General features: G+C 67.1%; 17 protein-coding genes. 12 read left to right on the forward strand and 5 right to left on the reverse strand.

Annotated elements, in window-relative coordinates; translation table 11 throughout:
• The first annotated feature begins 68 nt into the window (after nt 1-68).
• From hflX to BLV92_RS07755, 8 genes are all read left to right on the forward strand, one after another.
• Entirely contained in the window at nt 69-1,241 is a 1,173-nt protein-coding gene (gene hflX / locus BLV92_RS07720; protein WP_177197941.1) for a GTPase HflX, read from the forward strand.
• Nucleotides 1,242-1,344: 103 nt separating this feature from the next.
• Nucleotides 1,345-2,745, forward strand: a complete 1,401-nt coding sequence (gene hflK / locus BLV92_RS07725) for an FtsH protease activity modulator HflK (protein ID WP_090543744.1) — start codon at nt 1,345-1,347, stop codon at nt 2,743-2,745.
• A gap of 12 nt (nt 2,746-2,757) precedes the next feature.
• A complete protein-coding gene (gene hflC / locus BLV92_RS07730; RefSeq protein WP_090543746.1) occupies nt 2,758-3,657 on the forward strand; it encodes a protease modulator HflC in 900 nt (299 codons plus the stop codon).
• Nucleotides 3,658-3,702: 45 nt separating this feature from the next.
• A complete protein-coding gene (locus tag BLV92_RS07735; RefSeq protein ID WP_090543748.1) occupies nt 3,703-3,894 on the forward strand; it encodes a DUF2065 family protein in 192 nt (63 codons plus the stop codon).
• Nucleotides 3,895-4,020: 126 nt separating this feature from the next.
• Nucleotides 4,021-5,172: an ATP phosphoribosyltransferase regulatory subunit gene (locus tag BLV92_RS07740; RefSeq protein WP_090543750.1), complete on the forward strand. Its 1,152-nt coding sequence runs from the start codon at nt 4,021-4,023 to the stop codon at nt 5,170-5,172.
• Between the two features lie 158 nt (nt 5,173-5,330).
• Nucleotides 5,331-6,677 (forward strand): adenylosuccinate synthase, encoded by a 1,347-nt coding sequence (locus BLV92_RS07745; protein ID WP_090543751.1) that lies wholly within the window; start codon nt 5,331-5,333, stop codon nt 6,675-6,677.
• 17 nt (nt 6,678-6,694) lie between these two features.
• On the forward strand, nt 6,695-7,267 hold the full coding sequence (locus BLV92_RS07750) for a phosphoribosyltransferase (protein ID WP_166676542.1): 573 nt from the start codon (nt 6,695-6,697) through the stop codon (nt 7,265-7,267).
• A gap of 281 nt (nt 7,268-7,548) precedes the next feature.
• On the forward strand, nt 7,549-9,435 hold the full coding sequence (locus BLV92_RS07755; protein ID WP_090543755.1) for a potassium transporter Kup: 1,887 nt from the start codon (nt 7,549-7,551) through the stop codon (nt 9,433-9,435).
• A gap of 102 nt (nt 9,436-9,537) precedes the next feature.
• Here the strand turns inward: BLV92_RS07755 and BLV92_RS07760 are convergent, their stop codons facing one another.
• Complete coding sequence (locus tag BLV92_RS07760) at nt 9,538-11,883, reverse strand: Tex family protein (RefSeq protein ID WP_090543757.1); 2,346 nt, start codon at nt 11,881-11,883, stop codon at nt 9,538-9,540.
• Between the two features lie 135 nt (nt 11,884-12,018).
• Here BLV92_RS07760 and BLV92_RS07765 point away from each other — a divergent pair, with 135 nt between their 5' ends.
• The 3 genes from BLV92_RS07765 to yoaA all read left to right on the forward strand — a co-directional run bounded on the left by BLV92_RS07765 (nt 12,019) and on the right by yoaA (nt 15,627).
• Nucleotides 12,019-12,975 carry a colicin transporter gene (locus BLV92_RS07765; RefSeq protein WP_090543759.1) on the forward strand — a complete coding sequence of 319 codons (957 nt, stop codon included), beginning with the start codon at nt 12,019-12,021 and terminating at the stop codon, nt 12,973-12,975.
• A 72-nt stretch (nt 12,976-13,047) separates the two neighbouring features.
• Nucleotides 13,048-13,281: a DUF465 domain-containing protein gene (locus tag BLV92_RS07770; RefSeq protein ID WP_090543761.1), complete on the forward strand. Its 234-nt coding sequence runs from the start codon at nt 13,048-13,050 to the stop codon at nt 13,279-13,281.
• A gap of 75 nt (nt 13,282-13,356) precedes the next feature.
• On the forward strand, nt 13,357-15,627 hold the full coding sequence (gene yoaA / locus BLV92_RS07775) for a DNA repair helicase YoaA (RefSeq protein ID WP_090543763.1): 2,271 nt from the start codon (nt 13,357-13,359) through the stop codon (nt 15,625-15,627).
• A 237-nt stretch (nt 15,628-15,864) separates the two neighbouring features.
• Here the strand turns inward: yoaA and BLV92_RS32530 are convergent, their stop codons facing one another.
• On the reverse strand, nt 15,865-16,116 hold the full coding sequence (locus BLV92_RS32530) for a hypothetical protein (RefSeq protein WP_090543765.1): 252 nt from the start codon (nt 16,114-16,116) through the stop codon (nt 15,865-15,867).
• Between the two features lie 204 nt (nt 16,117-16,320).
• The gene (locus BLV92_RS07790; RefSeq protein WP_090543769.1) at nt 16,321-17,628 is read right to left on the reverse strand and encodes a cupin domain-containing protein; all 1,308 of its coding nucleotides are present in this window, start codon (nt 17,626-17,628) and stop codon (nt 16,321-16,323) included.
• Between the two features lie 32 nt (nt 17,629-17,660).
• Between BLV92_RS07790 and BLV92_RS07795 the strand changes: the two genes are divergently transcribed.
• Nucleotides 17,661-18,206, forward strand: a complete 546-nt coding sequence (locus BLV92_RS07795; protein WP_090543771.1) for an FKBP-type peptidyl-prolyl cis-trans isomerase — start codon at nt 17,661-17,663, stop codon at nt 18,204-18,206.
• Nucleotides 18,207-18,238: 32 nt separating this feature from the next.
• Here BLV92_RS07795 and BLV92_RS07800 read toward each other — a convergent pair whose 3' ends face one another.
• Nucleotides 18,239-19,603: a hypothetical protein gene (locus tag BLV92_RS07800; protein ID WP_373681829.1), complete on the reverse strand. Its 1,365-nt coding sequence runs from the start codon at nt 19,601-19,603 to the stop codon at nt 18,239-18,241.
• A complete protein-coding gene (gene mutS, locus BLV92_RS07805; RefSeq protein ID WP_090543776.1) occupies nt 19,560-22,229 on the reverse strand; it encodes a DNA mismatch repair protein MutS in 2,670 nt (889 codons plus the stop codon). The genes BLV92_RS07800 and mutS overlap by 44 nt, the downstream gene beginning before the upstream one ends.
• Between the last annotated feature and the right edge of the window lie 41 nt (nt 22,230-22,270).

Genomic DNA, 22,270 nt, shown 5'->3' on the forward strand with positions numbered 1-22,270 from the left:
TCACGGCCGGCGCGGGCCGCTTCTTCATCCTGTCCCGTCCGGCCGTTTCCACCTTGAATTCCGCCAATTTGATCAACGCAGCGCTCGTCGGCATCGACTTCGGCAAGACCGATTTCGAAGCCAGTCTCGAAGAACTCAGCCTGCTCGCGCAAAGCGCGGGCGCCCATCCCGCCGTTACCTTGACCGGGCGACGCACGAGTCCCGATGCCGCGATGTTCGTCGGCAGCGGCAAGGCCGAAGAACTGCGCGTCGCATGCGAAGCGAACGACGTCGAGATCGTGATCTTCAATCACGCGCTCGCGCCGGCCCAGCAACGCAATCTGGAGCGCGCGCTTAATCGCCGCGTGATCGACCGCACCAGCCTGATCCTCGACATCTTCGCGCAGCGCGCGCGCAGCCACGAAGGCAAGCTGCAGGTCGAGCTTGCACAGTTGCAGTATCTTTCCACTCGCCTCGTGCGCGCATGGACTCACCTTGAACGGCAGAAAGGCGGTATCGGTCTGCGCGGTCCTGGCGAAACGCAGCTCGAAACCGACCGCCGGCTGATCGGCGAGCGCATCAAGATGCTGCAGGGCCGGCTCGCGAAGCTGCGCCGCCAGCATGGCACGCAGCGCCGTCAGCGGCAGCGCGCCCGCACGATGTCGGTGTCGCTCGTCGGTTATACGAACGCGGGCAAATCGACGCTGTTCAACGCGTTGACGAAGGCGCAGGCGTATGCGGCCGACCAGCTGTTCGCGACGCTCGACACGACGTCGCGCCGCGTGTATCTCGGCGACGAGGTCGGCCAGGTGGTGATGTCCGACACCGTCGGCTTCATTCGCGAGCTGCCGCACCAACTGGTCGCCGCGTTTCGTGCGACGCTCGAAGAAACAGTGCAGGCCGACCTGCTGCTGCACGTCGTCGATGCGTCGAGCGCGGTGCGGCTCGAACAGATCGAGCAGGTGAACGGCGTGTTGCGCGACATCGGCGCGGACGCGATCCGGCAGGTGCTGGTGTTCAACAAGATTGACGCGGTGCCTGAACTGGCGGCCCGCGGCGGGACGGTCGAACGGGATGAGTATGGTAATATTTCGCGCGTCTTTTTGAGCGCGCGCACCGGCGCCGGACTCGATGCGCTGCGCGCCGCGATCGCCGAAATCGCCTCGGCCGAACCGCTTGCAGACGCGTCTCAGACCCTGACCGCCGACGACTGGTACGCAGCACTGCACGAACCTCGCAAGGTGCCCGAGCACGGCCACTGACCCGCTGCCCGGCGCCATGCCAACGGAAGACCGCGCAGTAACTAACTAACCGCGCGCTCCCCGCATGCAACGACCCGCTGTCAACTCTGGTGAACGAACACAGGTGAACGATTACAACAAGCGGACTGGCTGGCAGCGCGCGCGCGCCATTTTTTCGCTGAACGACCCCCGCTGGGGCCGCGGCGACGGCAATGGCCAGCGCCAGGACGAGTCGCGTCGCCCGCAGGGCAGCGATAAAGGCGACGGTCCGCCCGATCTCGACGAAATGTGGCGCGACTTCAATCGCCGCCTGTCCAGCCTGTTCGGCCGCAAGGGGAAGGGGCGCGGGCCGGGCGGCGTCGGGCCGCGGCCCGACGGCGGTCACGGTGCGCGCATCGGCGTCGGCATCGTGATCGGCGTATTGATCGCGATCTATCTTGGCAGCGGCGTGTTCGTCGTGCAGGAAGGCCAGGCCGGCGTCGTGCTGCAGTTCGGCCAGTATCGCCACACGGTCGGCCAGGGCGTGCACTGGCGCCTGCCGTATCCGTTCCAGACGCACGAGACCGTCAACATCGGTCAGGTCCGCTCGGTCGAGATCGGCCGCAGCAACCTCGTGCGTCCCGCCAACGTGAAGGATGCATCGGTGCTCACGCGCGACGGCGACATTCTCGAAGTGCGCTTCACCGTGCAGTACCAGGTCAAGCAGCCGACCGACTATCTGTTCCACAGCGTCGATCCCGACTTGAGCGTCACGCGCGCCGCGCAAGCCGCGGTGCGCACGGTGGTCGGCGCGCACGGCACCAGCGATCTGCTTTACGAAGAGGATCGCGAGCCGATCCGCGCGCAGCTCGCGGACGCGATCCAGAGTTCGCTCGACGCGTCGCGCACCGGCCTCGAAGTGACCGGCGTGACGATCCAGGGCGTGCAGGCGCCGGACCAGGTGCAGGCCGCGTTCGACGATGCGGCGAAGGCGCATCAGGATCGCGAGCGCGCGAAGCGCGATGCGCAGGCCTACGCGGACCAGTTGCTGCCGAAGGCGCAGGCCGACGCGGCGCGGATGATCGAGGACGCGAAGGCCTACAGCGACCAGGTCGTCGCGCAGTCGCAGGGCGACGCGGAGCGCTTCACGCGCGTGTACGAGCAATATGCGAAAGCGCCGGCCGTGATTCGCCACCGGATGTATCTGGACACGATGCAGCACATCTATTCGAACGCGACGAAGGTGTTCGTCGACAGCAAGTCGGGCAACAACGTGCTGTATCTGCCGCTCGACAGGATTGCCGACGCGGGCCGTCAGCGCGCGGCCGCGGAGAACGGCGCAAGCGCCGCTCCGGCGGCGGGCGCAGCGGCCGCTCAAGCGGGCGACGCGCAGGGGCAGGGGCAGGGGCAAGGCCAAACGCAGGCACAGGGTCCGGCCGACGGCCCCGCCGCGCCGGCCAGCGATGCGGCTGCCGGCGCCGCCGGCAACTCGCTGCGGTCGCGGGACGCGCTGCGTAATCGCAGCCGTCAGGACGACGTGCAATAACGGAGCGCACTCATGAACCGAATCGTTGCGCTCGTCGCTGTCATCGTCGTGCTGCTGCTCGTTGCGTCGTCGACGGTGTTCGTCGTCGATCCCCGCCATGTCGCGATCGTGTCGTCGGGCGACGGCGCGCCGACGCTCGCCAACCCCGGCCTGCACGTAAAGCTGCCGCCGCCGTTGCAGACCACGACGTTGATCGACACGCGGATCCAGTCGTTCGACGCGGCCGACGCCGATCGCTTCACGACGTCGGATAAAACCGAACTGCTCGTGAACCCGGTGATCCGTTATCGCGTGTCCGATGCGCTGAAGCTGTTCGCCGCAACGAATGGCGATCCGCAGACGCTGTCGGACCGGCTGTCGTCGCTGTCTCGCGACGCGCTCGGCGACGCGTTCGCGAAGTTCACGCTGGCCGACGCGCTGTCGCAGCAGCAGAAGCTGACCGACGCCGCGCGCGATACGCTGAAGGAAGCGGCCGCGCCGCTCGGCATCGAGGTGCTCGGCGTGTCGCTGACGCGGGTCGACTATCCGTCCGAACTGGCGGAGACGGTGTTCAAGCGTATGAGCGCCGCGCGCGAGCAGGTCGCCGCCGACGAGCGCGCGCAGGGCGCCGCCGAAGCGCAGCAGGTCAAGGACGACGCGGCGCGCAAGCGCGACGCGCTGCTCGCGGACGCATACAGCCAGGCGCAGGCGATCAAGGGCGAAGGCGACGGCAAGGCCGCCGCGATCGCCGCCGAAGCGTTCGGCCGCGACCCGCAGTTCTACCAGTTCTATCAGAGCCTGCAGGCGTACCGGAACAGCTTCCGGCCGGGCGACGTGATCGTCGTCGATTCGTCCAGCGACTTCTTCCGCTTCATGCGCAGCGCGTACGGGGATGCGGCGTCCGCTCCCGCTGCGACGCCGCGCCGACACTAGACCAATATTTGAGACACCGCGCCCGTTCGGGGCGCGGTCATTCGCATGGACATAGCCGGCTCGCTGTTGCTCGCGATTGCGTTGATGCTGATTATCGAGGGCATGTTTCCGTTTGTTTTTCCGACGGCCTGGCAGGACACGTTTCGCAGGATCGCCGAGCGGCCGCCGCATCACATCCGCCTGGGCGGCCTCGTCGTGATGGGGCTCGGCCTTGTGCTGCTGATGCTCGCGACCTGAACGCACCGCGGCGCATGCACGTTCACGCGCCCACGCCGCGTCATGCCGCCGGCCCCGCCGTTCGCGGCGCTGCCGCGCGCGGCCGAGATCCGCGCGCGCCGTATTCAATGTGGTAGGACTCAACCGATGTCGACCTGGTTACTTCCCGAAAATATCGCCGATGTGCTGCCTTCCGAGGCGCGCAAGATCGAAGAACTGCGCCGCCGCCTGCTGGACCGCTTCCGCGCGTACGGCTACGAAATGGTGATGCCGCCGCTGCTCGAATACCTGGAGTCGCTGCTGATCGGCAGCGGGCGCGACCTGAACCTGCGCACGTTCAAGCTCGTCGATCAACTGTCGGGCCGCACGCTCGGCCTGCGCGCGGACATCACGCCGCAGGTCGCGCGGATCGACGCGCACCTGCTGAACCGCCAGGGCGTGACCCGCCTGTGCTACGCGGGCAACGTGCTGCATACGCGTCCGCGCGGGCTGCATGCGACGCGCGAGCAGATCCAGATCGGCGCGGAAATCTACGGCCACGCGGGTCTCGAAGCGGATCTGGAGATCCAGCAGTTGATGCTCGACGCGCTGCGTCTCGCGGGGCTCGGGAAGGTGCGGCTCGGCCTGTGCCACGCGGGCATTCTTGAGGCGCTGATCGACGCGGACCCGGCGGCAGCCGCGCTCGGCGAGACATTGTATGAAGCGCTTGCAGGCAAGGACGTGCCGGACCTCGCGGACCTGACCGCCGGCCTGCAACCGCAGACGCGCGACGCGTTGCGCGCGCTGCCGTCGCTGTATGGCGACGCGACGGTGATCGACGAGGCGCGCGAGCGTCTGCCTGCGTTGCCCGGCATCGCGCGCGCGCTCGACGAACTCGCGTTCCTCGTGCGCGAGATCAACGGTGCGGAATTGATGATCGACCTCGCGGACCTCGGTGGCTACGCGTATCACCGGGGCGTGATGTTCCTCGCGTATGTGGACGGCGTGCCGAACGCGGTCGCGCGCGGCGGGCGTTACGACCAGGTCGGCGAGGCGTATGGCCGCGCGCGCGCGGCCACAGGCTTCTCGCTGGATCTGCGCGAAGTGGCGCGCATTTCGCCCGTCGAGGCGCGCAGCAGCGCGATCCTCGCACCGTGGCGTCATGACGACGCGCTGAACGCGAGCGTCGCCGCGTTGCGCGACGCGGGCGAGGTCGTGATCCAGGCGCTGCCGGGCCACGAACACGACGTGGACGAGTTCGCATGCGACCGCGTGCTGGTCGAGCGCGACGGCGCGTGGGTCGTCGAGGCGCGGCCCTGAAAGCCCGCGCGGCAGGCCTTTGCACGCGACGCATCAGGGATGCTTGCCGTCGCGCCATGCCGTTGAGTGCAAAGGGAAATACCGCAAATTTCTGCAAAAAAAGCGGACCGCCGCGCGAACCCAGGTAGAATACGTTTTTAACCAGCTTACGAAACACCATGTCTGCCAGCGCAGTGAATGTAACCCCGGGGCGCAACGTCGTCGTCGTGGGCACCCAGTGGGGAGATGAGGGCAAGGGCAAGATCGTCGACTGGCTGACGGACCACGCCCAGGGCGTCGTGCGTTTCCAGGGCGGCCACAACGCCGGCCATACGCTCATCATCGGCGGCAAGAAAACCATTCTGCGGCTGATCCCTTCGGGCATCATGCGCGCGGGCGTCGCCTGCTACATCGGCAACGGCGTGGTGCTGTCTCCCGAGGCCCTGTTCAAGGAAATCGGCGAACTCGAAAGCGTCGGCATCGACGTGCAGAAGCGTCTGTTCATCTCGGACGCCACCACCCTGATCCTCCCGTATCACATCGCGATCGACCAGGCGCGCGAAACGCGGCGCGGCGCCGGCAAGATCGGCACGACCGGTCGCGGCATCGGCCCGGCTTACGAGGACAAGGTCGGCCGCCGCGGGCTGCGCGTGCAGGACCTGTTCGAGCCAGCCGCGTTCGCGGACCGTCTGCGCGACAACCTCGATTTCCACAACTTCGTGCTGACGCAGTATCTCGGCGCGGCGGCGGTCGATTTCCAGCAGACGCTCGACACGATGCTGAGCTATGCAGACCGTCTGAAGCCGATGGTCACCGACGTGTCGCGGCGTCTGTACGACGTGAACCGCGCGGGCGGCAACCTGCTGTTCGAAGGCGCGCAAGGCACGCTGCTCGACATCGATCACGGCACCTATCCGTTCGTCACGTCGAGCAACTGCGTTGCCGGCGCGGCGTCGGCGGGCGCGGGCGTCGGTCCGCAGCAACTGAACTACATCCTCGGCATCACGAAGGCGTATTGCACGCGCGTCGGTTCCGGCCCGTTCCCGAGCGAACTGTACGACGCGGATAACCCCGCGCGTCAGGTTCCGGTCGGTCTCACGCTCGCGAACGTCGGCAAGGAATTCGGCTCGGTCACCGGCCGTCCGCGCCGCACCGGCTGGCTCGACGCGGCCGCGCTGCGCCGCTCGATCCAGATCAACGGCGTGACCGGCCTGTGCATCACGAAGCTCGACGTGCTCGACGGCCTCGACGAAGTGCAACTGTGCGTCGGCTACAAGGTCGACGGCAAGGACGTCGACATCCTGCCGCGCGGCGCGTCGCTCGTCGCCGCGTGCGAGCCGGTGTACGAAACGTTCGCCGGCTGGCAGGAAAGCACGATCGGCATCACGCAGTGGGACGCGCTGCCGAAGAGCGCGCAGGCGTATCTGTCGCGCGTGCAGGAAGTCGCCGGCGTGCCGATCGACATGGTGTCGACCGGCCCGGATCGCGACGAGACGATCCTGCTGCGTCACCCGTTCAAGGTCTGAGAGGGCGGAGTTTCACGATGATCCAGATGACGGACCCGCGCAACGACGACAAGAACCTGTGGGTCGGATGGGACGAGTACCACCGGCTGATCGAACTGCTCGCGCTGAAGGTGCACGACTCGGGCTGGAAGTTCGACAAGATCCTGTGCCTCGCGCGCGGCGGTCTGCGCGTCGGCGATCAGCTGTCGCGCATCTACGACCTGCCGCTCGCGATTCTCGCGACCAGTTCGTATCGCGAGGCGGCCGGCACCCAGCAGGGCGACCTCGACATCGCGCAGTACATCACGATGACGCGCGGCGAACTCACCGGCAACGTGCTGCTGGTCGACGACCTCGTCGATTCCGGCGTCACGCTGGCCCGCGTGCAGCAGCATCTGAAGGAGCGTTATCCGGCGGTGACCGGCGTGCGCTCCGCCGTGCTGTGGTACAAGGGCTGCTCGAAGGTGAAGCCCGACTACTCGGTGCAGTATCTGCCGACCAATCCGTGGATCCACCAGCCGTTCGAGGAGTGGGACACGGTGCGCCCGCACAACCTCGGCGCGTGGATCAAGCGCGGCCGTCAGAACGCGGATGCGGACACCCAAGCCTGAGCCTCATGCGCAGACCGGCGCTGCCGGAACGAACGGAGCCGAAAGGCTCCGTTTTTTTATGCGCATCAACTGCGTGAATATCGCACGACCGCACTAAATGCCGCCGCCAGTACACGAGCGCACGCGCGCGCAGGCACGCAGACGTCGTCATGGGCCGATGCTACACTGCGCGGGGATGGGAGCCCCGCGTGGCACGGCCACAACGACCGCGGGGGCAGGGGGCGAAGCCCGGTTTAGAATAGCGCTCGTTTTTTCCGCTCGAAAAACGGATTTCCGCGTATATGACAAATAGCAAGCACGTGGCAAAGCAGCCTCTGCCGTCCCTGGCCGTCGCCGCGATCGGCGTGGTTTTCGGCGACATCGGCACGAGCCCGCTGTATTCGCTGAAAGAGGCATTCAGTCCGTCACACGGAATTCCGCTTACCGATACGTCGATCCTCGGCGTGATCTCGCTGCTGTTCTGGGCGATCGTGATCGTCGTCAGCGTCAAGTACGTGCTGTTCGTGATGCGCGCCGACAACAACGGCGAGGGCGGCGTGCTCGCGTTGATGGCGCTGTCGCTGCGCTCGTTCAATCGCAAGAGCAGGGCTGCGGCCGTGCTGACCGCGCTCGGCATCTTCGGCGCATGCATGTTCTACGGCGACGCGGTGATCACGCCCGCGATCTCGGTGATGTCGGCGGTCGAAGGGCTCGAAATCGCCGCGCCGAAGCTGTCGCATCTGGTGCTGCCGCTGACGATGGGGATCCTGATCGCGCTGTTCTGGATCCAGCGCCACGGCACGGCGCTCGTCGGCCGGCTGTTCGGTCCGATCATGGTGCTGTGGTTCGTGACGATCGCCGCGCTCGGTGTCCTGCATATCGTGCGCTCGCCGGGGGTCATCGCGGCGCTCAATCCGTACTATGCGTTCTCGTTCATGGCCGCGCATCTGCTGCAGGCGTACGTGGTGCTCGGTTCGGTCGTGCTGGTGCTGACCGGCGCGGAGGCGCTGTACGCGGACATGGGCCACTTCGGCGCGAAGCCGATCCGCTGCGCGTGGTATGCGCTCGTGATGCCGTCGCTGGTGCTGAACTACTTCGGCCAGGGCGCGCTGCTGATGCGCGACCATCGCGCGATCGAAAATCCGTTCTTCCTGATGGCGCCGGAGTGGGCGCTGCTGCCGCTCGTCGTGCTGTCGACGGTCGCGACGGTGATCGCGTCGCAGGCGGTGATCTCCGGCGCGTATTCGCTGACGAGCCAGGCGATCCTGCTCGGCTACGTGCCGCGGATGAAGGTGCTGCACACGTCCGATCTCGCGATCGGGCAGATCTACGTGCCGGTCGTGAACTGGATGCTGCTGTTCATCATCCTGTGCATCGTGATCGGCTTCAAGAGTTCGGACAACCTCGCGGCCGCGTACGGCATCGCGGTGACGGCGACGATGGTGATTACGACGGTGCTCGCGTGCGTCGTGATGGTCGAGGTGTGGAACTGGAACAAGGTGCTGGTCGGGCTCATCATCGCGGGGTTCATGACCGTCGATCTCGGCTTCTTCGGCGCGAACCTGCTGAAGGTCGAGGAGGGCGGCTGGCTGCCGCTCGGCATCGGCGGGCTGCTGTTCTTCCTGCTGATGACCTGGTACAAGGGGCGCATGATCGTGAAGGAGCGCACCGCCGCCGACGGCATCCCGCTGATGCCGTTCCTGCAGGGGCTGCTCGCGCATCCGCCGCATCGCGTGTCGGGCACCGCGATCTATCTGACCGGCAGCGACACGCTGGTGCCGGTGAGCCTGCTGCACAACCTGAAGCACAACAAGGTGCTGCACGAACGCACGATCTTCCTGACCTTCGTCACGAGCGACATTCCGTATGTCGAAGACGCGGAGCGCGTGACGATGAAGGACATCGGCGGCGGGCTGTACGTGGTGCGCGCCGCGTATGGCTTCAACGAGACGCCGGACGTGAAGGCGGTGTTGCAGTACGTGGGCCGCGCGCACGACATGACGTTCGAGATGATGGACACGTCGTTTTTCCTCGCGCGCGAGACGGTGGTGCCGACGCAGTTGCCCGGCATGTCGATCTGGCGCGAGCGTGTGTTCGCATGGATGCATCAGAACGCCGCGAAGCCGACCGACTTCTTCAGCATTCCGGCGAACCGGGTGGTCGAACTGGGGACGAAGATCGAGATTTGAGCCCGCTGCTTGCGGCTCGCGAATGAAAAACGGCGCCGAGGCGCCGTTTTTCATGGCTCCTTCTTTGCACGTGGCCGCAAAGAAGGAGGAATGCGCCGACGATCAGCGTTGCTTGAGCTTCGCGAACGCGGCCGCCATTGCGCCGGCCGGCTCCGCATCGCGCGAACGCTGCGGCTGACGCGCGCCGCTGCCGCTGCGACCCGCCGGGCCGTTCTGCTGACCGTTGCCACCGCTGCCGGCACGTTGCGCGGCGCTCGCCGGATCGTCGTCGAGGCGCATCGTCAGCGCGATGCGCTGGCGCTTCACGTCGACGTCGAGCACCTTCACCTTCACGACCTGGCCGGCCTTCACGACTTCGTGAGGATCCTTGATGAACTTCGTCGACATCGCGGATACGTGCACGAGGCCGTCCTGATGCACGCCGATGTCGACGAACGCGCCGAACGCGGCGACGTTCGTCACGACGCCTTCGAGCAGCATCCCCGGCACGAGGTCGGACACCTTCTCGACGCCGTCGCGGAACGTCGCCGTCTTGAACTCCGGGCGCGGGTCGCGGCCCGGTTTTTCGAGTTCGGTCAGGATGTCGCGCACCGTCGGCAAGCCGAACCGGTCGTCGACGAACGCGGCCGGCGACAGGCCCGCGAGCGCGTCGCGGTTGCCGAGTACGTCGCCGATCGGCCGGCTGATCTTCGCGAGAATCCGCTCGACGACCGGATACGCTTCCGGGTGCACCGACGAGCGGTCGAGCGGGTTCTCGCCGCCGTTGATGCGCAGGAAGCCGGCCGCCTGCTCGAACGTCTTGTCGCCGAGGCGCGGCACACGGCGCAGATGCTCGCGCGACGGGAACGCGCCGTTCGCGTCGCGGTAGTCGACGATGTTGCGCGCGAGGGTCGAGTTGAGGCCGGACACGCGCGCGAGCAGCGCGACCGACGCGGTGTTCGCATCGACGCCGACTGCGTTCACGCAGTCCTCGACGACCGCGTCGAGCGAACGCGCGAGTTCGCGCTGGTTCACGTCGTGCTGATACTGCCCGACGCCGATCGCCTTCGGCTCGATCTTCACGAGTTCCGCGAGCGGATCTTGCAGACGCCGCGCGATCGACACCGCGCCGCGCAGCGACACGTCGAGTTCCGGGAATTCCTTCGCCGCGAGTTCGGACGCCGAATACACGGACGCGCCCGCCTCGGACACGACGATCTTCTGCAGCTTCAGTTCGGGATGGCGCGAGATCAGCTCGCTCGCGAGCTTGTCGGTCTCGCGCGACGCGGTGCCGTTGCCGATGCTGATCAGTTCCGCCTGCGTCTGCGCGGCGATCCGCGCGAGTTTCGCGAGCGAGCCGTCCCAGTCGCGGCGCGGCTCGTGCGGATAGATCGTGTCGGTCGCGAGCAGCTTGCCGGTGCGATCGACGACCGCGACCTTCACGCCGGTCCGCAGCCCCGGATCGAGGCCGATCACGGCCTTCGGGCCGGCCGGCGCGGCGAGCAGCAGATCCTTCAGGTTGCGCGCGAACACGCGGATCGCCTCGGCCTCGGCCTGCTCGCGCAGGTTCGTCAGCAGTTCGTTTTCGAGGTGCGGCTGCACCTTCACGCGCCAGCACCAGCGGCACACGTCGGACAGCCATTTATCCGCGGGACGCCCCAGGTTCGCGATGCCGAAGTGACGCGCGATCAGCGCCTCGCCCGGATGCGGGACCTGCGCGTCGAGTTCCGCGCCGAGCCCGAGCTTCACGGTCAGCACGCCGGCGTTGCGGCCGCGGAACAGCGCGAGCGCGCGATGCGACGGCACGGTCTTCAGCGTTTCCGAGTAGTCGTAGTAGTCGCGGAATTTCTCGCCTTCCTCGCGTTCCTTGCCTTCGACGACGCTCGACGTGACGATGCCCTGGTTCTGCAGCCAGTCGCGCAGCTTGCCCAGCAGCTCGGCCGTTTCGCCGAACTGCTCGGACAGGATGTCCCGCGCGCCGTCGAGCGCGGCTTTCACGTCGGCGACGCCCTTGTCGGCGTCCACGTACTGCGCCGCCTCGGTCTGCGGATCGAGCAGCGGGTTCGCGAGCAGCGCCTGCGCGAGCGGTTCGAGCCCGGCCTCGCGCGCGATCTGCGCGCGCGTGCGGCGCTTCGGCTTGTACGGCAGATACAGGTCTTCGAGCACCTGCTTGCTGTCGGCGGCCTCGATCGCGGCGCGCAGCTCGCCGGTGAGCTTGCCCTGTTCGTCGATGCTCGCGATGATCGCGGCGCGCCGCTCTTCCAGTTCGCGCAGATACAGCAGCCGCTCTTCGAGATTGCGCAACTGCGTGTCGTCGAGATTGCCGGTCACTTCCTTGCGGTAGCGGGCGATGAACGGAACGGTCGAACCTTCGTCGAGAAGTTGCACGGCGGCGGCCACCTGGCGCGGCTGGACAGCCAGTTCAGTGGCGATGCGCTGGACGATCTTGAGTGCTACGGTGTCCGTCATGGGGTCGGGATATTCCTGCAATGATCGGTTTCGGTCCGGAAGCCGCGTGGCGGCGGGCGCCGGCAGGCCTCCGGAGCGGGGCATTTTGCCATAAATGGCCGGGTGCTCAACTCGCGGGGTGTTAGAATTTCGCCCATGTTCCGCAGCCTTCCGACAACGTTGACGATCTCCCGTTTGTTCCCGATCCGGCCTCGCGCGCGCATGTTCGCGCGGTTGCGGATCACCGCCCGCGCGGCGGTCTGTGCCGGCGCGCTGGGCGTGGCGGCGAGCGTTCCGGCCTTCGCGCAGACGGAGTCGGCGGGCGGGCCGGCGGTGGCCGATGCCGCGGTGAACGCCCCGGCGGCGGCGGCGCCGGCCGTGGCGGCCTCCGCGCCGGTTGCGGACTTCGCGACGCGCCAGGCGGTGCTCGACCGGCGGACCGCGGAAAACGACTATCGCTTTGCGGTTGCGCAGCATGACTGTTATAGCCGGTTTTTCGTGAATCACTGTCTCGGCAACGCGCGGGATGCGATGCGGTCCGAACGCGCGGACATCCGCCGCGAGCAACTGACGCTCGACGACGAGCAGCGTGCGGACCGTGCGCGCCGGCGCGACCAGCAGGCGGCGCTGCAACGCGCGCAGGACGAGGCGGAGGCGCCGCAGCGGGCCGCGAACGAAGCGCGCAGCCAGCAGGCGTACGAGGACAAGCAGCGCCAGCACGCGCTCGACGAAGCGCAGCGCACGGCGGAAGCGCCGCAGCGCGCCGCGAACGAGCAGGCGTACGAACAGAAGCAGCGTCAGCATGCGCTCGATCAGGCGCAACGCGGACCGGATGCGACGCAGCGCGCGGCGAACCAGGCCGCGTACGACAGGAAGCAGTCGGATTTCCAGAAGCAACTGGACGAGGCGCACCAGCAGGGCGCGCAGAAGGCGCAGGAACGCGAGCAGCGCGCGGAGCGTTACGAGCAGAAGCAGGAGGACGCGGCGAAGCACAAGGCCGACGTCGAGGAGCGCCAGCGCCAGGCGGCCGCGAAGGCCCAGCAGAAGCAGCAACAGGAACAGCAGCAGTTACAGCAACAACAGATTCAGCAGCAACAGCAGCAGAACCAGTAACGCTCCATAGCCGTATAGCAACCTCAGGCGCGGCGCCTTCGGCGGCGCGCCGCATGGATAGAGGAGGCGAGCATGCGCGAGCATCGTGAAGTCAAGTCCGAGGTCCTCCGCGACCGGATCCTGCAACTGGAATCGGAACATGGCGATCTGGACCGCCTGATAGACCGGATGGCCGAGTCGCCCGGCACCGACGATCTCGAACTGCAACGGCTGAAGAAGCGCAAGCTGAAGGTGAAGGACAACATCCTCCTTCTGCAGTTGCAGCTTGATCCCGATTCAACGAAGACATCGGACGGGCGGGCCTGACACCGTGCCCCGGCAGGCGCCGGGCCGCGGCAGCAGGCTTGCCGCGCCCGTTGGACCCAGCAGGAACCGCTTGCCTTGAATTCAACGTCCGTATCCCGTTCCCGGCGCGCGCCCGAAAGCAGCGCGCCGGATGGCGACGCGCGCGCTGCCCGCAGTCCCGACGCGCCGCCGCCGGCGCTGACCGCGCGCCGGGCCGCCGAACTCGACCAGATCTTCGCCCCGGACGGACTGCTCGCGCGCGAGATCGACGGTTATCGGCCGCGCGCCGCGCAGATCGAGATGTCGCGCGCGGTCGCGGCCGCGATGGAAGCCGCCGCGCAGGCGCTGCCCGAGCCCGCGATGTTCGACAGCCAGGCGCGTCCCGCGCGCCGCCTCGGCAACAACGTCGAAGCGAAAGCGGCCGCCGACGCGCAGGCCGCATCGCCGGCGATCCAGAACGGCGACAACACGCTGATCGTCGAAGCCGGCACCGGCACCGGCAAGACCTATGCGTACCTCGTGCCCGCGATGCTGTGGGGCGGCAAGGTGATCGTATCGACCGGCACGAAGCATCTTCAGGATCAGCTGTTCCAGCGCGACCTTCCGACCGTGCGCGACGCGCTCGCGGTGCCGGTCACGGTCGCGATGCTGAAGGGCCGCTCGAACTACCTGTGCCATTACTACCTGCAACGCACCGCGGACAACGGCCGTCTGCCGTCCCGGCAGGAGACCTCGTATCTGCAGGAGATCGTGCGCTTCGCGAAGATCACGCGCTCCGGCGACAAGGCCGAACTGGCGAGCGTGCCGGAAACGGCGGCCGTCTGGTCGATGGTCACGTCGACGCGCGACAACTGCCTCGGCCAGGAGTGTCCGCACTACAAGGATTGCTTCGTGATGCAGGCGCGCCGCGAAGCGCAGCAGGCGGACATCGTCGTCGTCAATCACCACCTGTTTTTCGCGGACATCATGCTGCGCGACACGGGCATGGCCGAACTGCTGCCGAGCGCGAACACGATCATCTTCGACGAGGCGCATCAGTTGCCGGAGACCGCGACGCTGTTCTTCGGCGAGACGCTGTCCACCGCGCAGTTCCTGGAGCTGGCGCGCGATTGCGTGGCCGAAGGGTTGAGCCATGCACGCGACGCTGTCGAATGGGTGAAGCTCGGCGCGGCGCTGGAGCGCGCCGCGCGCGACGTGCGGCTCGCGTTCAGGGAAGATTCGCTGAGAGTGTCGGTCGCGCAACTGCCGGTCGATCATCCGCTGTTCGACGCGCTCGACGCGTTGCAGACGGAACTCGCGACGCTGACGAATGCGCTCGCCGCCCAGGCCGAACGCGCGGAGTCGCTCGGCGCATGCCTGCGGCGCGCGCGCGAGTTGCAGGGTGTGTTGTCGGGCTGGACCGTGCATCCCGACGAAGCGCCCGCGCGTGAATCGCGCGACACGCGTACTGCGCGCGACGATGCCGACGCCGACGACAAGCCGGACGCATTCGGCGACGACGAGAAGGTGCGCTGGGTCGAAGTGTTCTCGCATACCGTGCAATTGCACGAGACGCCGCTGTCGGTCGCGCCGATTTTCGCGAAGCAGCGCGCGGGCGTGCCGCGCACGTGGATCTTCACGTCGGCGACGCTGTCGGTGCGCGGCGACTTCACGCACTACGCGGCGCAGATGGGCCTTAGCACGCGCCGCTCGATGACGCTGCCGAGCCCGTTCGACTATCCGACCCAAGGGTTGCTGTACGTGCCGCGCAATCTGCCGCAGCCGTCGTCGCCGCAGTTCACCGATGCGGTGTTCGATGCGGCGCTGCCGGCGATCGAGGCAGCGGGCGGCGGCGTGTTCATGCTGTGCACGACGTTGCGCGCAGTGGACCGCATCGCGACGAAGCTGCGCGACACGATCGCCGCACGCGGCTGGAGTACGCCGCTGCTCGTGCAGGGCGACGCGAGCCGCACCGAACTGCTCGAACGCTTTCGCGCCTACGGCAATGCGATCCTCGTGGGCAGTCAGAGCTTCTGGGAAGGGGTGGACGTGCGTGGCGATGCGCTGTCGCTCGTCGTGATCGACAAGCTGCCGTTCGCGCCGCCGGATGATCCGGTGCTGTCAGCGCGTCTCGATGCGCTGACGAAAAAAGGCTTGAGCCCGTTCGCGGTTCATCAGTTGCCGCAGGCGGTCATCACGCTGAAGCAGGGCGCAGGGCGGCTGATTCGCGCTGAGACCGATCGCGGCGTGCTGATGATCTGCGACACGCGTCTCGTCGACAAGCCGTATGGCCGTCGCATCTGGCAAAGCCTGCCGCCGTTCAAGCGCACGCGCGAGATCGAGGTCGTAAAAGCGTTCTTCGAGGAGCCCGCCGAAAACCGCGATTGAATGTCTCCATTCGTTGCGCGGTATCAAGGCTGCACAGCGATAAACGATAGGTGCGACATGCATGCCGCATTGATATCGCAAGCAATGTGCAAAGCCAATGCAAACAAAAAAGCCACGAATGAATATTCGTGGCTTTTTCGCATTACCTGCCGGAGGCTGTCGATTCGACAGGCCTCCCGGCCTCTCGCATGAACGTTCACTGCGGTGTGACCCGCAGCGACGTACTGCGAGTATCGCTTACTGGCTCGCGCCCGCTGCCGGCGAAGCAGCGTCAGCCGGCGATGCAGCGTCGGCCGGCGAAGCGGCTTCTGCCGGGGAGGCAGCGTCAGCCGGCGATGCGGCGACTGCCGGCGATGCGGCATCAGCCGGCGACGCAGCAGCGGCCGGGGACGCAGCATCAGCCGGAGCAGCGGCCTGGTCGCTGCTCTTGTTGCATGCAGCGAGTGCCACAGCGGCCAACAGGGATGCTACGAGGAGGGATTTCTTCATGATCACGTCCTTTTATGGTTAAAGGTAAGCAACAGCGCAAAATAAAACCGGTAATGTGCTCCAACACCGACCTCGGCCGCTGGTGGAGATGCACTGCAACAGCGTGAATCTTCCCTACGGCTTGGGCGGAAATTATATGCACTTTCGTATCGACCGTCGACAAATCCGGGGACAATACGTTGTCTTTCTCATACAGGCGCTATATTAGTACGGATCAACCGCACGTAGCGCCTGATTGGGCAATCCGACCCGTATCCAGCCCGCACAATACCACTCGTGCAGTAACGCTGTCACCGACGAATCGTGTGAGAGTGTTACAAAGCGTTTCCCTTCGATGCGACGTTCGTCGGCCAATGCGGGCAGCCATTTTTTAGTGTCTGCCAGCACGTACTGTTCCCCGTTCAGGAAATACGAGCGCGCATCGTAAAGCAGGATCGTCCTGCGGTCGAGTGTCAGTCCGTTTTTTGACGCGCGCGCGACGAAACGCGCTTCATCGAGCGGCCGGTCCGGCGCATCGAACACGACATTCGACTTCGGTTCGCTCAACCACGAGCCGACGAACGACGATACGTCCGCATCGGTCCAGCGCACTTTCGCAAGCAGCGTGCCGACGCGTTCGACGAGCGCCGGCGGCAGTTGCGCCGGATGCGCGACGGCCGGCTGCTGCGGATCGCGATACAGCGCCTGCGCGGCCTTGTCGTTCGATGCGTTCGTGCCGCGTTCCGCGAGGTAGTAGAGGAACTGGCTCGTCAGTTCGGCCGTCGACGGCGACCGGAAGCCGACCGAGCACGTCATGCATTCGCCTTCCGCAATCCCGTCGTGCGCGATGTGCGGCGGCAGATACAGCATGTCGCCCGGCTCCAGTACCCATTCCTCTTCGGGCTCGAAGTTCGCGAGCACTTTCAGCGGCAAGCCTTCCTGCAACGTCAGATCGCGCTGCGCGCCGATTCGCCAGCGCCGCTTGCCATGCACCTGCAGCAGGAACACGTCGTACGAGTCGAAGTGCGGGCCGACCCCGCCGCCGTCCGACGCATACGAGATCATCAGGTCGTCGAGCCGCGCATCCGGCGCGAAGCGAAAGCGTTCGAGCAGCGCGCGCGCCCGGTCGTCGTGCAGATCGACGCCCTGCACGAGCAGCGTCCAGCGGCGCTCGTCCGGCGACGGCAGTTCGTCCGCGGAAAACGGCCCGTGTTCGAGCGCCCAGCGGCGGCGGAAATGCGTGATGAGACGCGACTCGACGTCGTCGTGATCGGCCAGCGCGAACAGTTCATCGCGCGAAAGCGGCGGCGCGATGTCGGGAATCGCGTTGCGGATCAGCAGCGGTTTTTTCTGCCAGTAGCGGCGCATGAACTGCGCGGGCGTGAGGCCGCCGAGCAGCGGAGTCGGTGCGTCGGGCGCGGGACATGCTGACGCGAAAGGATCGGTGCGCGAGCGTGCGGCGGCGGTCTGCGAGGGCGCTGGCACGCGCTTTCGGCGGGCGCCCGCCGGATGGTCTGGGGACCGCTTCGGCATCGTATAATGTGGTTTGTATTCTGGAGGATCGAATGAAAATCGCAAAGGACACCGTCGTGTCGGTCGCTTACAAGCTATCGGATGCGCAGGGCAATCTGATCGAGGAGAGCGACGAGCCGATGGTCTATCTGCACGGCGGCTATGATGGCACGTTCCCCAAGATCGAGGAAGTGCTTGACGGCAAGGAACCGGGCTTCGAGGCCCAGATCCAGCTTGAGCCGCAGGATGCGTTCGGCGAGTACGATCCCGAACTGGTGAAAGTCGAGCCGCGCAGCCGCTTTCCCGAACCGCTCGAAGTCGGCATGCAGTTCGAGGGCACGCCGGAAGAGGGCGACGAAGACGTCGACACGCTGATCTATACGGTCACCGACGTCGCCGAGGACAAGGTCGTGCTCGACGGCAACCATCCGCTCGCCGGCATGGCGCTGCGGTTCGCCCTGACCGTGAAGGAAGTGCGTCAGGCCACCGACGACGAGATCGAGCACGAACATGCTCACGGCGCCGACGGCCTCGAAGTGATCGACGAAGACGAGGACGACGACGGCGAAGACGAGCCGTCGAAGCCCACGCTGCACTGATCTTTTCGCCGGCCTTTCTGGCTGGCGTTCCATCAATTCCCGTGCATCGCGCCGGCGCCCGCCGGCGCAGCGGGCTGCGGCAGGTAGCCCGCACCGCCAGCCGGCGGCGTCGCCGGTGACGCGGGCTGCGGCGGCGCGAATCCACCCGACGCCGCCTGCTGCTGAAGCATTTCCGGCACCCCCTGCGGCACCTCCGTCACGTTGGGCATCGAAGAGATTTCCGGCATGTCCGGCAGCGCGGGCGTTTCCCCGTCGCGCGGCAATAGCGGCGGCTGCGCCTGCGGCGGTAGCGGAGGCAAACGTTTCGGTACGTCGCGCACGCCGATCCGCAGCGGCGGCCGGCGCTCCATGTCCGCATCCACGTGCAGCCACTGCGTGGCCGGGTCGCGCAGCGCGACCGCGATCCGCGTCACGTTCGCGATCGTCGCTCCCTTGTCGTTCTTCAGCGGCTGGTCGATCTCGAAGCCGCGCGGCAGTTTCGCGTCGTCCATGTGGACGACCAGCACCGGTCCATCGAACGTCTGCGCGAGCTTCGCGAGGCTGCGCCTGAACTCGACGTAGCCGTCGCGCGGACGATGGCCGAAACGCAGCCATCCGAAACGTTCGGACCGCTCGCGCCGCTCGGTCGCCCACGGATTCCCCTGCACGAAGATCACGATCGCGCGCGCATTGCGCCGCTTCGCGTATTCGGCCGCGTGTTCGAGCCAGAAGCCGTTCGCGATCACGCGGTCCTCGAACTCGCCGTTGCGTCCGCCGGCCGTCAGATAGTGATTGTTGCCGTCCGGCAGGTTCATCGCGACGAACACCGTGTCGCCGGCCTGCCAGCGCACGTTCTCCCGATACGGCCGGAAGCGCGGCACTTCGCTTTCGCGCGTCAGCGACAACGGGTTCTGTCCGAGCGACGACGGATCGGAGAAGATCGTCTGCCGCAGCAGGTCTAGCCGCTCGACCGGATCGTAGGCCCCCGATGCGGCCGACGAGCAGGTGGACCAGTCGTGCTGTCCCGGCACGAACACCAGGGCGGGCCGCGACGCTTCGAGCAGCGCATGGCGGCGCTCGTACAGCGCGTCGCCGCACGGCTCGCCGGCTGCCTTCAGATTGCCGTCATAGACGACGAACGAGATGCGCGGATCGCGGCCGATCGCGTCGATCAGTTTCTGCGCGGCTGCTTCGTCGTTCTGCGAGCCGATTGCATTGCCGATCACCGCGAACGCGAACCGCGCGGATTCCGCCGCATGGGCCGAACGCGTCGGCGCGGCGGCGAATGCGAACGCGATACCGAATATGCCCGCTAACGCGCGCAGCACGACACCGCCGCGGCAACGAAGCCGAGGCGGCGTCGCGATGCGACGCTCAGTGTTTCGCGTTCCGCGCGGTGGCCAGCTCGTGCAGTTCATAGAGCAGATCGAGCGCCTCGCGCGGACGCAGCTCGTTCGGGTCCAGCGCGCGCAGCCGTTCGGCGACCGCCGCGGCCACCGGATCGGCCTGCGGCTCCGGCGCGTCCTCGACGATCGTCGGCGCGTCGGCCGGCGCGGCGAACAGGTCGAGCTGCGGCGCCGGCTGTCCGGCCGACTGCTGTTCGAGATAAACGAGGTGCTTGCGCGCCGCGCGGATCACCGCGCCCGGCACGCCGGCCAGTTGCGCGACCTGCAGGCCGTAGCTCTGGTTCGCCGGCCCTTCGTCCACCGCATGCAGGAACACGATCCCATGGCCGTGCTCGACCGCGGACAGATGGACGTTCGCCGCCTGTGGGAATTCGGCGGGCAGTTGCGTCAGCTCGAAGTAGTGCGTTGCGAACAGCGTGTGGCAGCCGTTGCTCGCGAGCAGATGGCGCGCGATCGCCCATGCGAGCGCGAGGCCGTCGAACGTCGACGTGCCGCGGCCGATCTCGTCCATCAGCACGAGGCTTTGCGGCGTCGCGTCGTTCAGGATCGCTGCCGCCTCGGTCATCTCGACCATGAACGTCGAGCGGCCGCCCGCGAGGTCGTCGGCCGCGCCGATCCGCGTGAAGATGCGGTCGATCGGGCCGAAGCGCGCATGCTTCGCCGGCACGTAGCTGCCGACGTAGGCGAGCAGCGCGATCAACGCGGTCTGCCGCATGAACGTCGATTTACCGCCCATGTTCGGGCCGGTGATCAGCAGCAGCTTGCGGTCGCCGTTCAGCACGCAGTCGTTCGCGATGAACTGCTCGACCTGCGCCTCGACGACCGGGTGACGTCCCTGTTCGATCTCGATGCCGGCCGTGTCCGAAAACGTCGGCGCGTTCCAGTCGAGCGCGCGCGCGCGTTCCGCGAACGCGGCCAGCAGATCGAGTTCGGCGAGCGCGGTCGCGACGCGCTGACAGTCCGGAATGAACGGCAGCAGCGACTGCAGCAGCGCGTCGTACAGCGCGCGCTCGCGCGACAGCGCGCGTTCCTGCGCGGACAGCGCCTTGTCCTCGAACGCCTTCAGTTCCGGCGTGATGTAGCGTTCCGCGTTCTTCAGCGTCTGACGGCGCCGATAGTCGTCCGGCACCTTGTCCGTCTGCCCGCGCGTAACTTCGATGTAGAAACCGTGGACCTTGTTGAACTCGACGCGCAGGTTGCCGATGCCGGTGCGCGTGCGTTCGCGCGTTTCGAGATCGAGCAGGAACTGGCCGCAGTTCTCCGACATGTCGCGCAACTCGTCGAGTTCCGCGTCGTAGCCGCGCGCGATCACGCCGCCGTCGCGCACCATCGCGGCCGGCTCCGGCGCGACCGCGCGTTGCAGCAGTTCGACGCACGCGGCCGGCGGTTCGAGCGCGTCGCCGATCCGCGCGAGCGACGCGGCTGCACCGCTCGCTACCGCGACCTGGTCGCGCAGCGTGGGCAGCGCGACGAACGTGTCGCGCAGGCTCGACAGATCGCGCGGCCGCGCGGACAGCAGCGCGAGCCGGCCGGTGATCCGTTCCACGTCCGCGATCTGCCGCAGTGCGGAGCGCAGCGCGTCGAGGTTCGCGGGCGGCGGCGCTTCGAGCAGCGCGCCGATCGCCTGCTGGCGCGTCTGCGCGATCGACGCGTCGCGCGGCGGATGATGCAGCCAGTGACGCAGCAGGCGGCTGCCCATCGTCGTGCTGCACGTGTCGAGCAGCGAGCACAGCGTCGGCGAGTCGGTGCCGCGCAGCGTTTCCGTCAGTTCGAGATTGCGGCGCGTCGCCGGATCGAGGCCGATGTACTCGGACTCGTATTCGACCTTCAGGCTGCGCACGTGACGCAACTGCTGGCCCTGCGTCGCGGCCGCATAAAGCAGCAGCGCGCCGGCCGCGCCGCATGCGCTCGTCAGCGTCTGCGCGCCGAAGCCGTCGAGGCTCGCGACGTCCAGCTGGTCGCGCAGCCGCTGTGTACCGGACGTCACGTCGAAGTGCCACGCGGGCACGCGCGTCAGCGCGCCGAAGCCGGTCGGCGGCGTCCAGCCGGCCGACTCGGCCGGCATCTCCGCGACGAGAATTTCGGCCGGGCGAATCCGCTCGAACGCGGCCGCGACCTGCCCGGGCGCGACTTCCGCGAGACGCAGCCCGCCGCTCGCGAGGTTCAGCCACGCGAGCCCGACGTTCACCGCGACGCCGCGGCGATTATGGCCGGGGCAGACCGCCATCAGATAAACGTCGTTCTTGTCCGACAGCAGCGCCGCGTCGGTCAGCGTGCCGGGCGTGACGACGCGCACGACCTTGCGTTCGACCGGTCCCTTCGACGTCGCCGGGTCGCCGATCTGCTCGCAGATCGCCACCGATTCGCCGAGCTTCACGAGCTTCGCCAGATACTGCTCGACCGCGTGATGCGGGACGCCCGCCATCCTGATCGGATTGCCGGCCGACGCGCCGCGCTGCGTGAGCGTCAGGTCGAGCAGGCGCGCGGCTTTCTCCGCGTCGTCGAAGAACAGTTCATAGAAGTCGCCCATCCGGTAGAACACGAGCGTGCCCGGATGATCGGCCTTGATGCGCAGGTACTGCTGCATCATGGGAGTGTGCTGCGCGATGTCGCCCGCGCCGGCGGTGTGTGTAGCCATCCTCGGTGTCTTGCCAGGGTTCAGGGCGTGAGTTTAACCCG

It is taken from the genome of Paraburkholderia caballeronis (assembly GCF_900104845.1).
Taxonomy (GTDB): Bacteria; Pseudomonadota; Gammaproteobacteria; order Burkholderiales; family Burkholderiaceae; genus Paraburkholderia; species Paraburkholderia caballeronis.

Excerpts from the sequence above, each read along its gene's own strand:
- hflC (WP_090543746.1), top strand. The coding sequence starts at position 2,758 with ATGAACCGAATCGTTGCGCTCGTCGCTGTCATCGTCGTGCTGCTGCTC.
- BLV92_RS07735 (WP_090543748.1), top strand. The coding sequence starts at position 3,703 with ATGGACATAGCCGGCTCGCTGTTGCTCGCGATTGCGTTGATGCTGATT.
- BLV92_RS07740 (WP_090543750.1), top strand. The coding sequence starts at position 4,021 with ATGTCGACCTGGTTACTTCCCGAAAATATCGCCGATGTGCTGCCTTCC.
- BLV92_RS07745 (WP_090543751.1), top strand. The coding sequence starts at position 5,331 with ATGTCTGCCAGCGCAGTGAATGTAACCCCGGGGCGCAACGTCGTCGTC.
- BLV92_RS07750 (WP_166676542.1), top strand. The coding sequence starts at position 6,695 with ATGATCCAGATGACGGACCCGCGCAACGACGACAAGAACCTGTGGGTC.
- BLV92_RS07755 (WP_090543755.1), top strand. The coding sequence starts at position 7,549 with ATGACAAATAGCAAGCACGTGGCAAAGCAGCCTCTGCCGTCCCTGGCC.
- BLV92_RS07760 (WP_090543757.1), bottom strand. The coding sequence starts at position 11,883 with ATGACGGACACCGTAGCACTCAAGATCGTCCAGCGCATCGCCACTGAA.
- BLV92_RS07765 (WP_090543759.1), top strand. The coding sequence starts at position 12,019 with ATGTTCCGCAGCCTTCCGACAACGTTGACGATCTCCCGTTTGTTCCCG.
- BLV92_RS07770 (WP_090543761.1), top strand. The coding sequence starts at position 13,048 with ATGCGCGAGCATCGTGAAGTCAAGTCCGAGGTCCTCCGCGACCGGATC.
- BLV92_RS32530 (WP_090543765.1), bottom strand. The coding sequence starts at position 16,116 with ATGAAGAAATCCCTCCTCGTAGCATCCCTGTTGGCCGCTGTGGCACTC.
- BLV92_RS07790 (WP_090543769.1), bottom strand. The coding sequence starts at position 17,628 with ATGCCGAAGCGGTCCCCAGACCATCCGGCGGGCGCCCGCCGAAAGCGC.
- BLV92_RS07795 (WP_090543771.1), top strand. The coding sequence starts at position 17,661 with ATGAAAATCGCAAAGGACACCGTCGTGTCGGTCGCTTACAAGCTATCG.
- BLV92_RS07800 (WP_373681829.1), bottom strand. The coding sequence starts at position 19,603 with ATGAACTGCACGAGCTGGCCACCGCGCGGAACGCGAAACACTGAGCGT.
- mutS (WP_090543776.1), bottom strand. The coding sequence starts at position 22,229 with ATGGCTACACACACCGCCGGCGCGGGCGACATCGCGCAGCACACTCCC.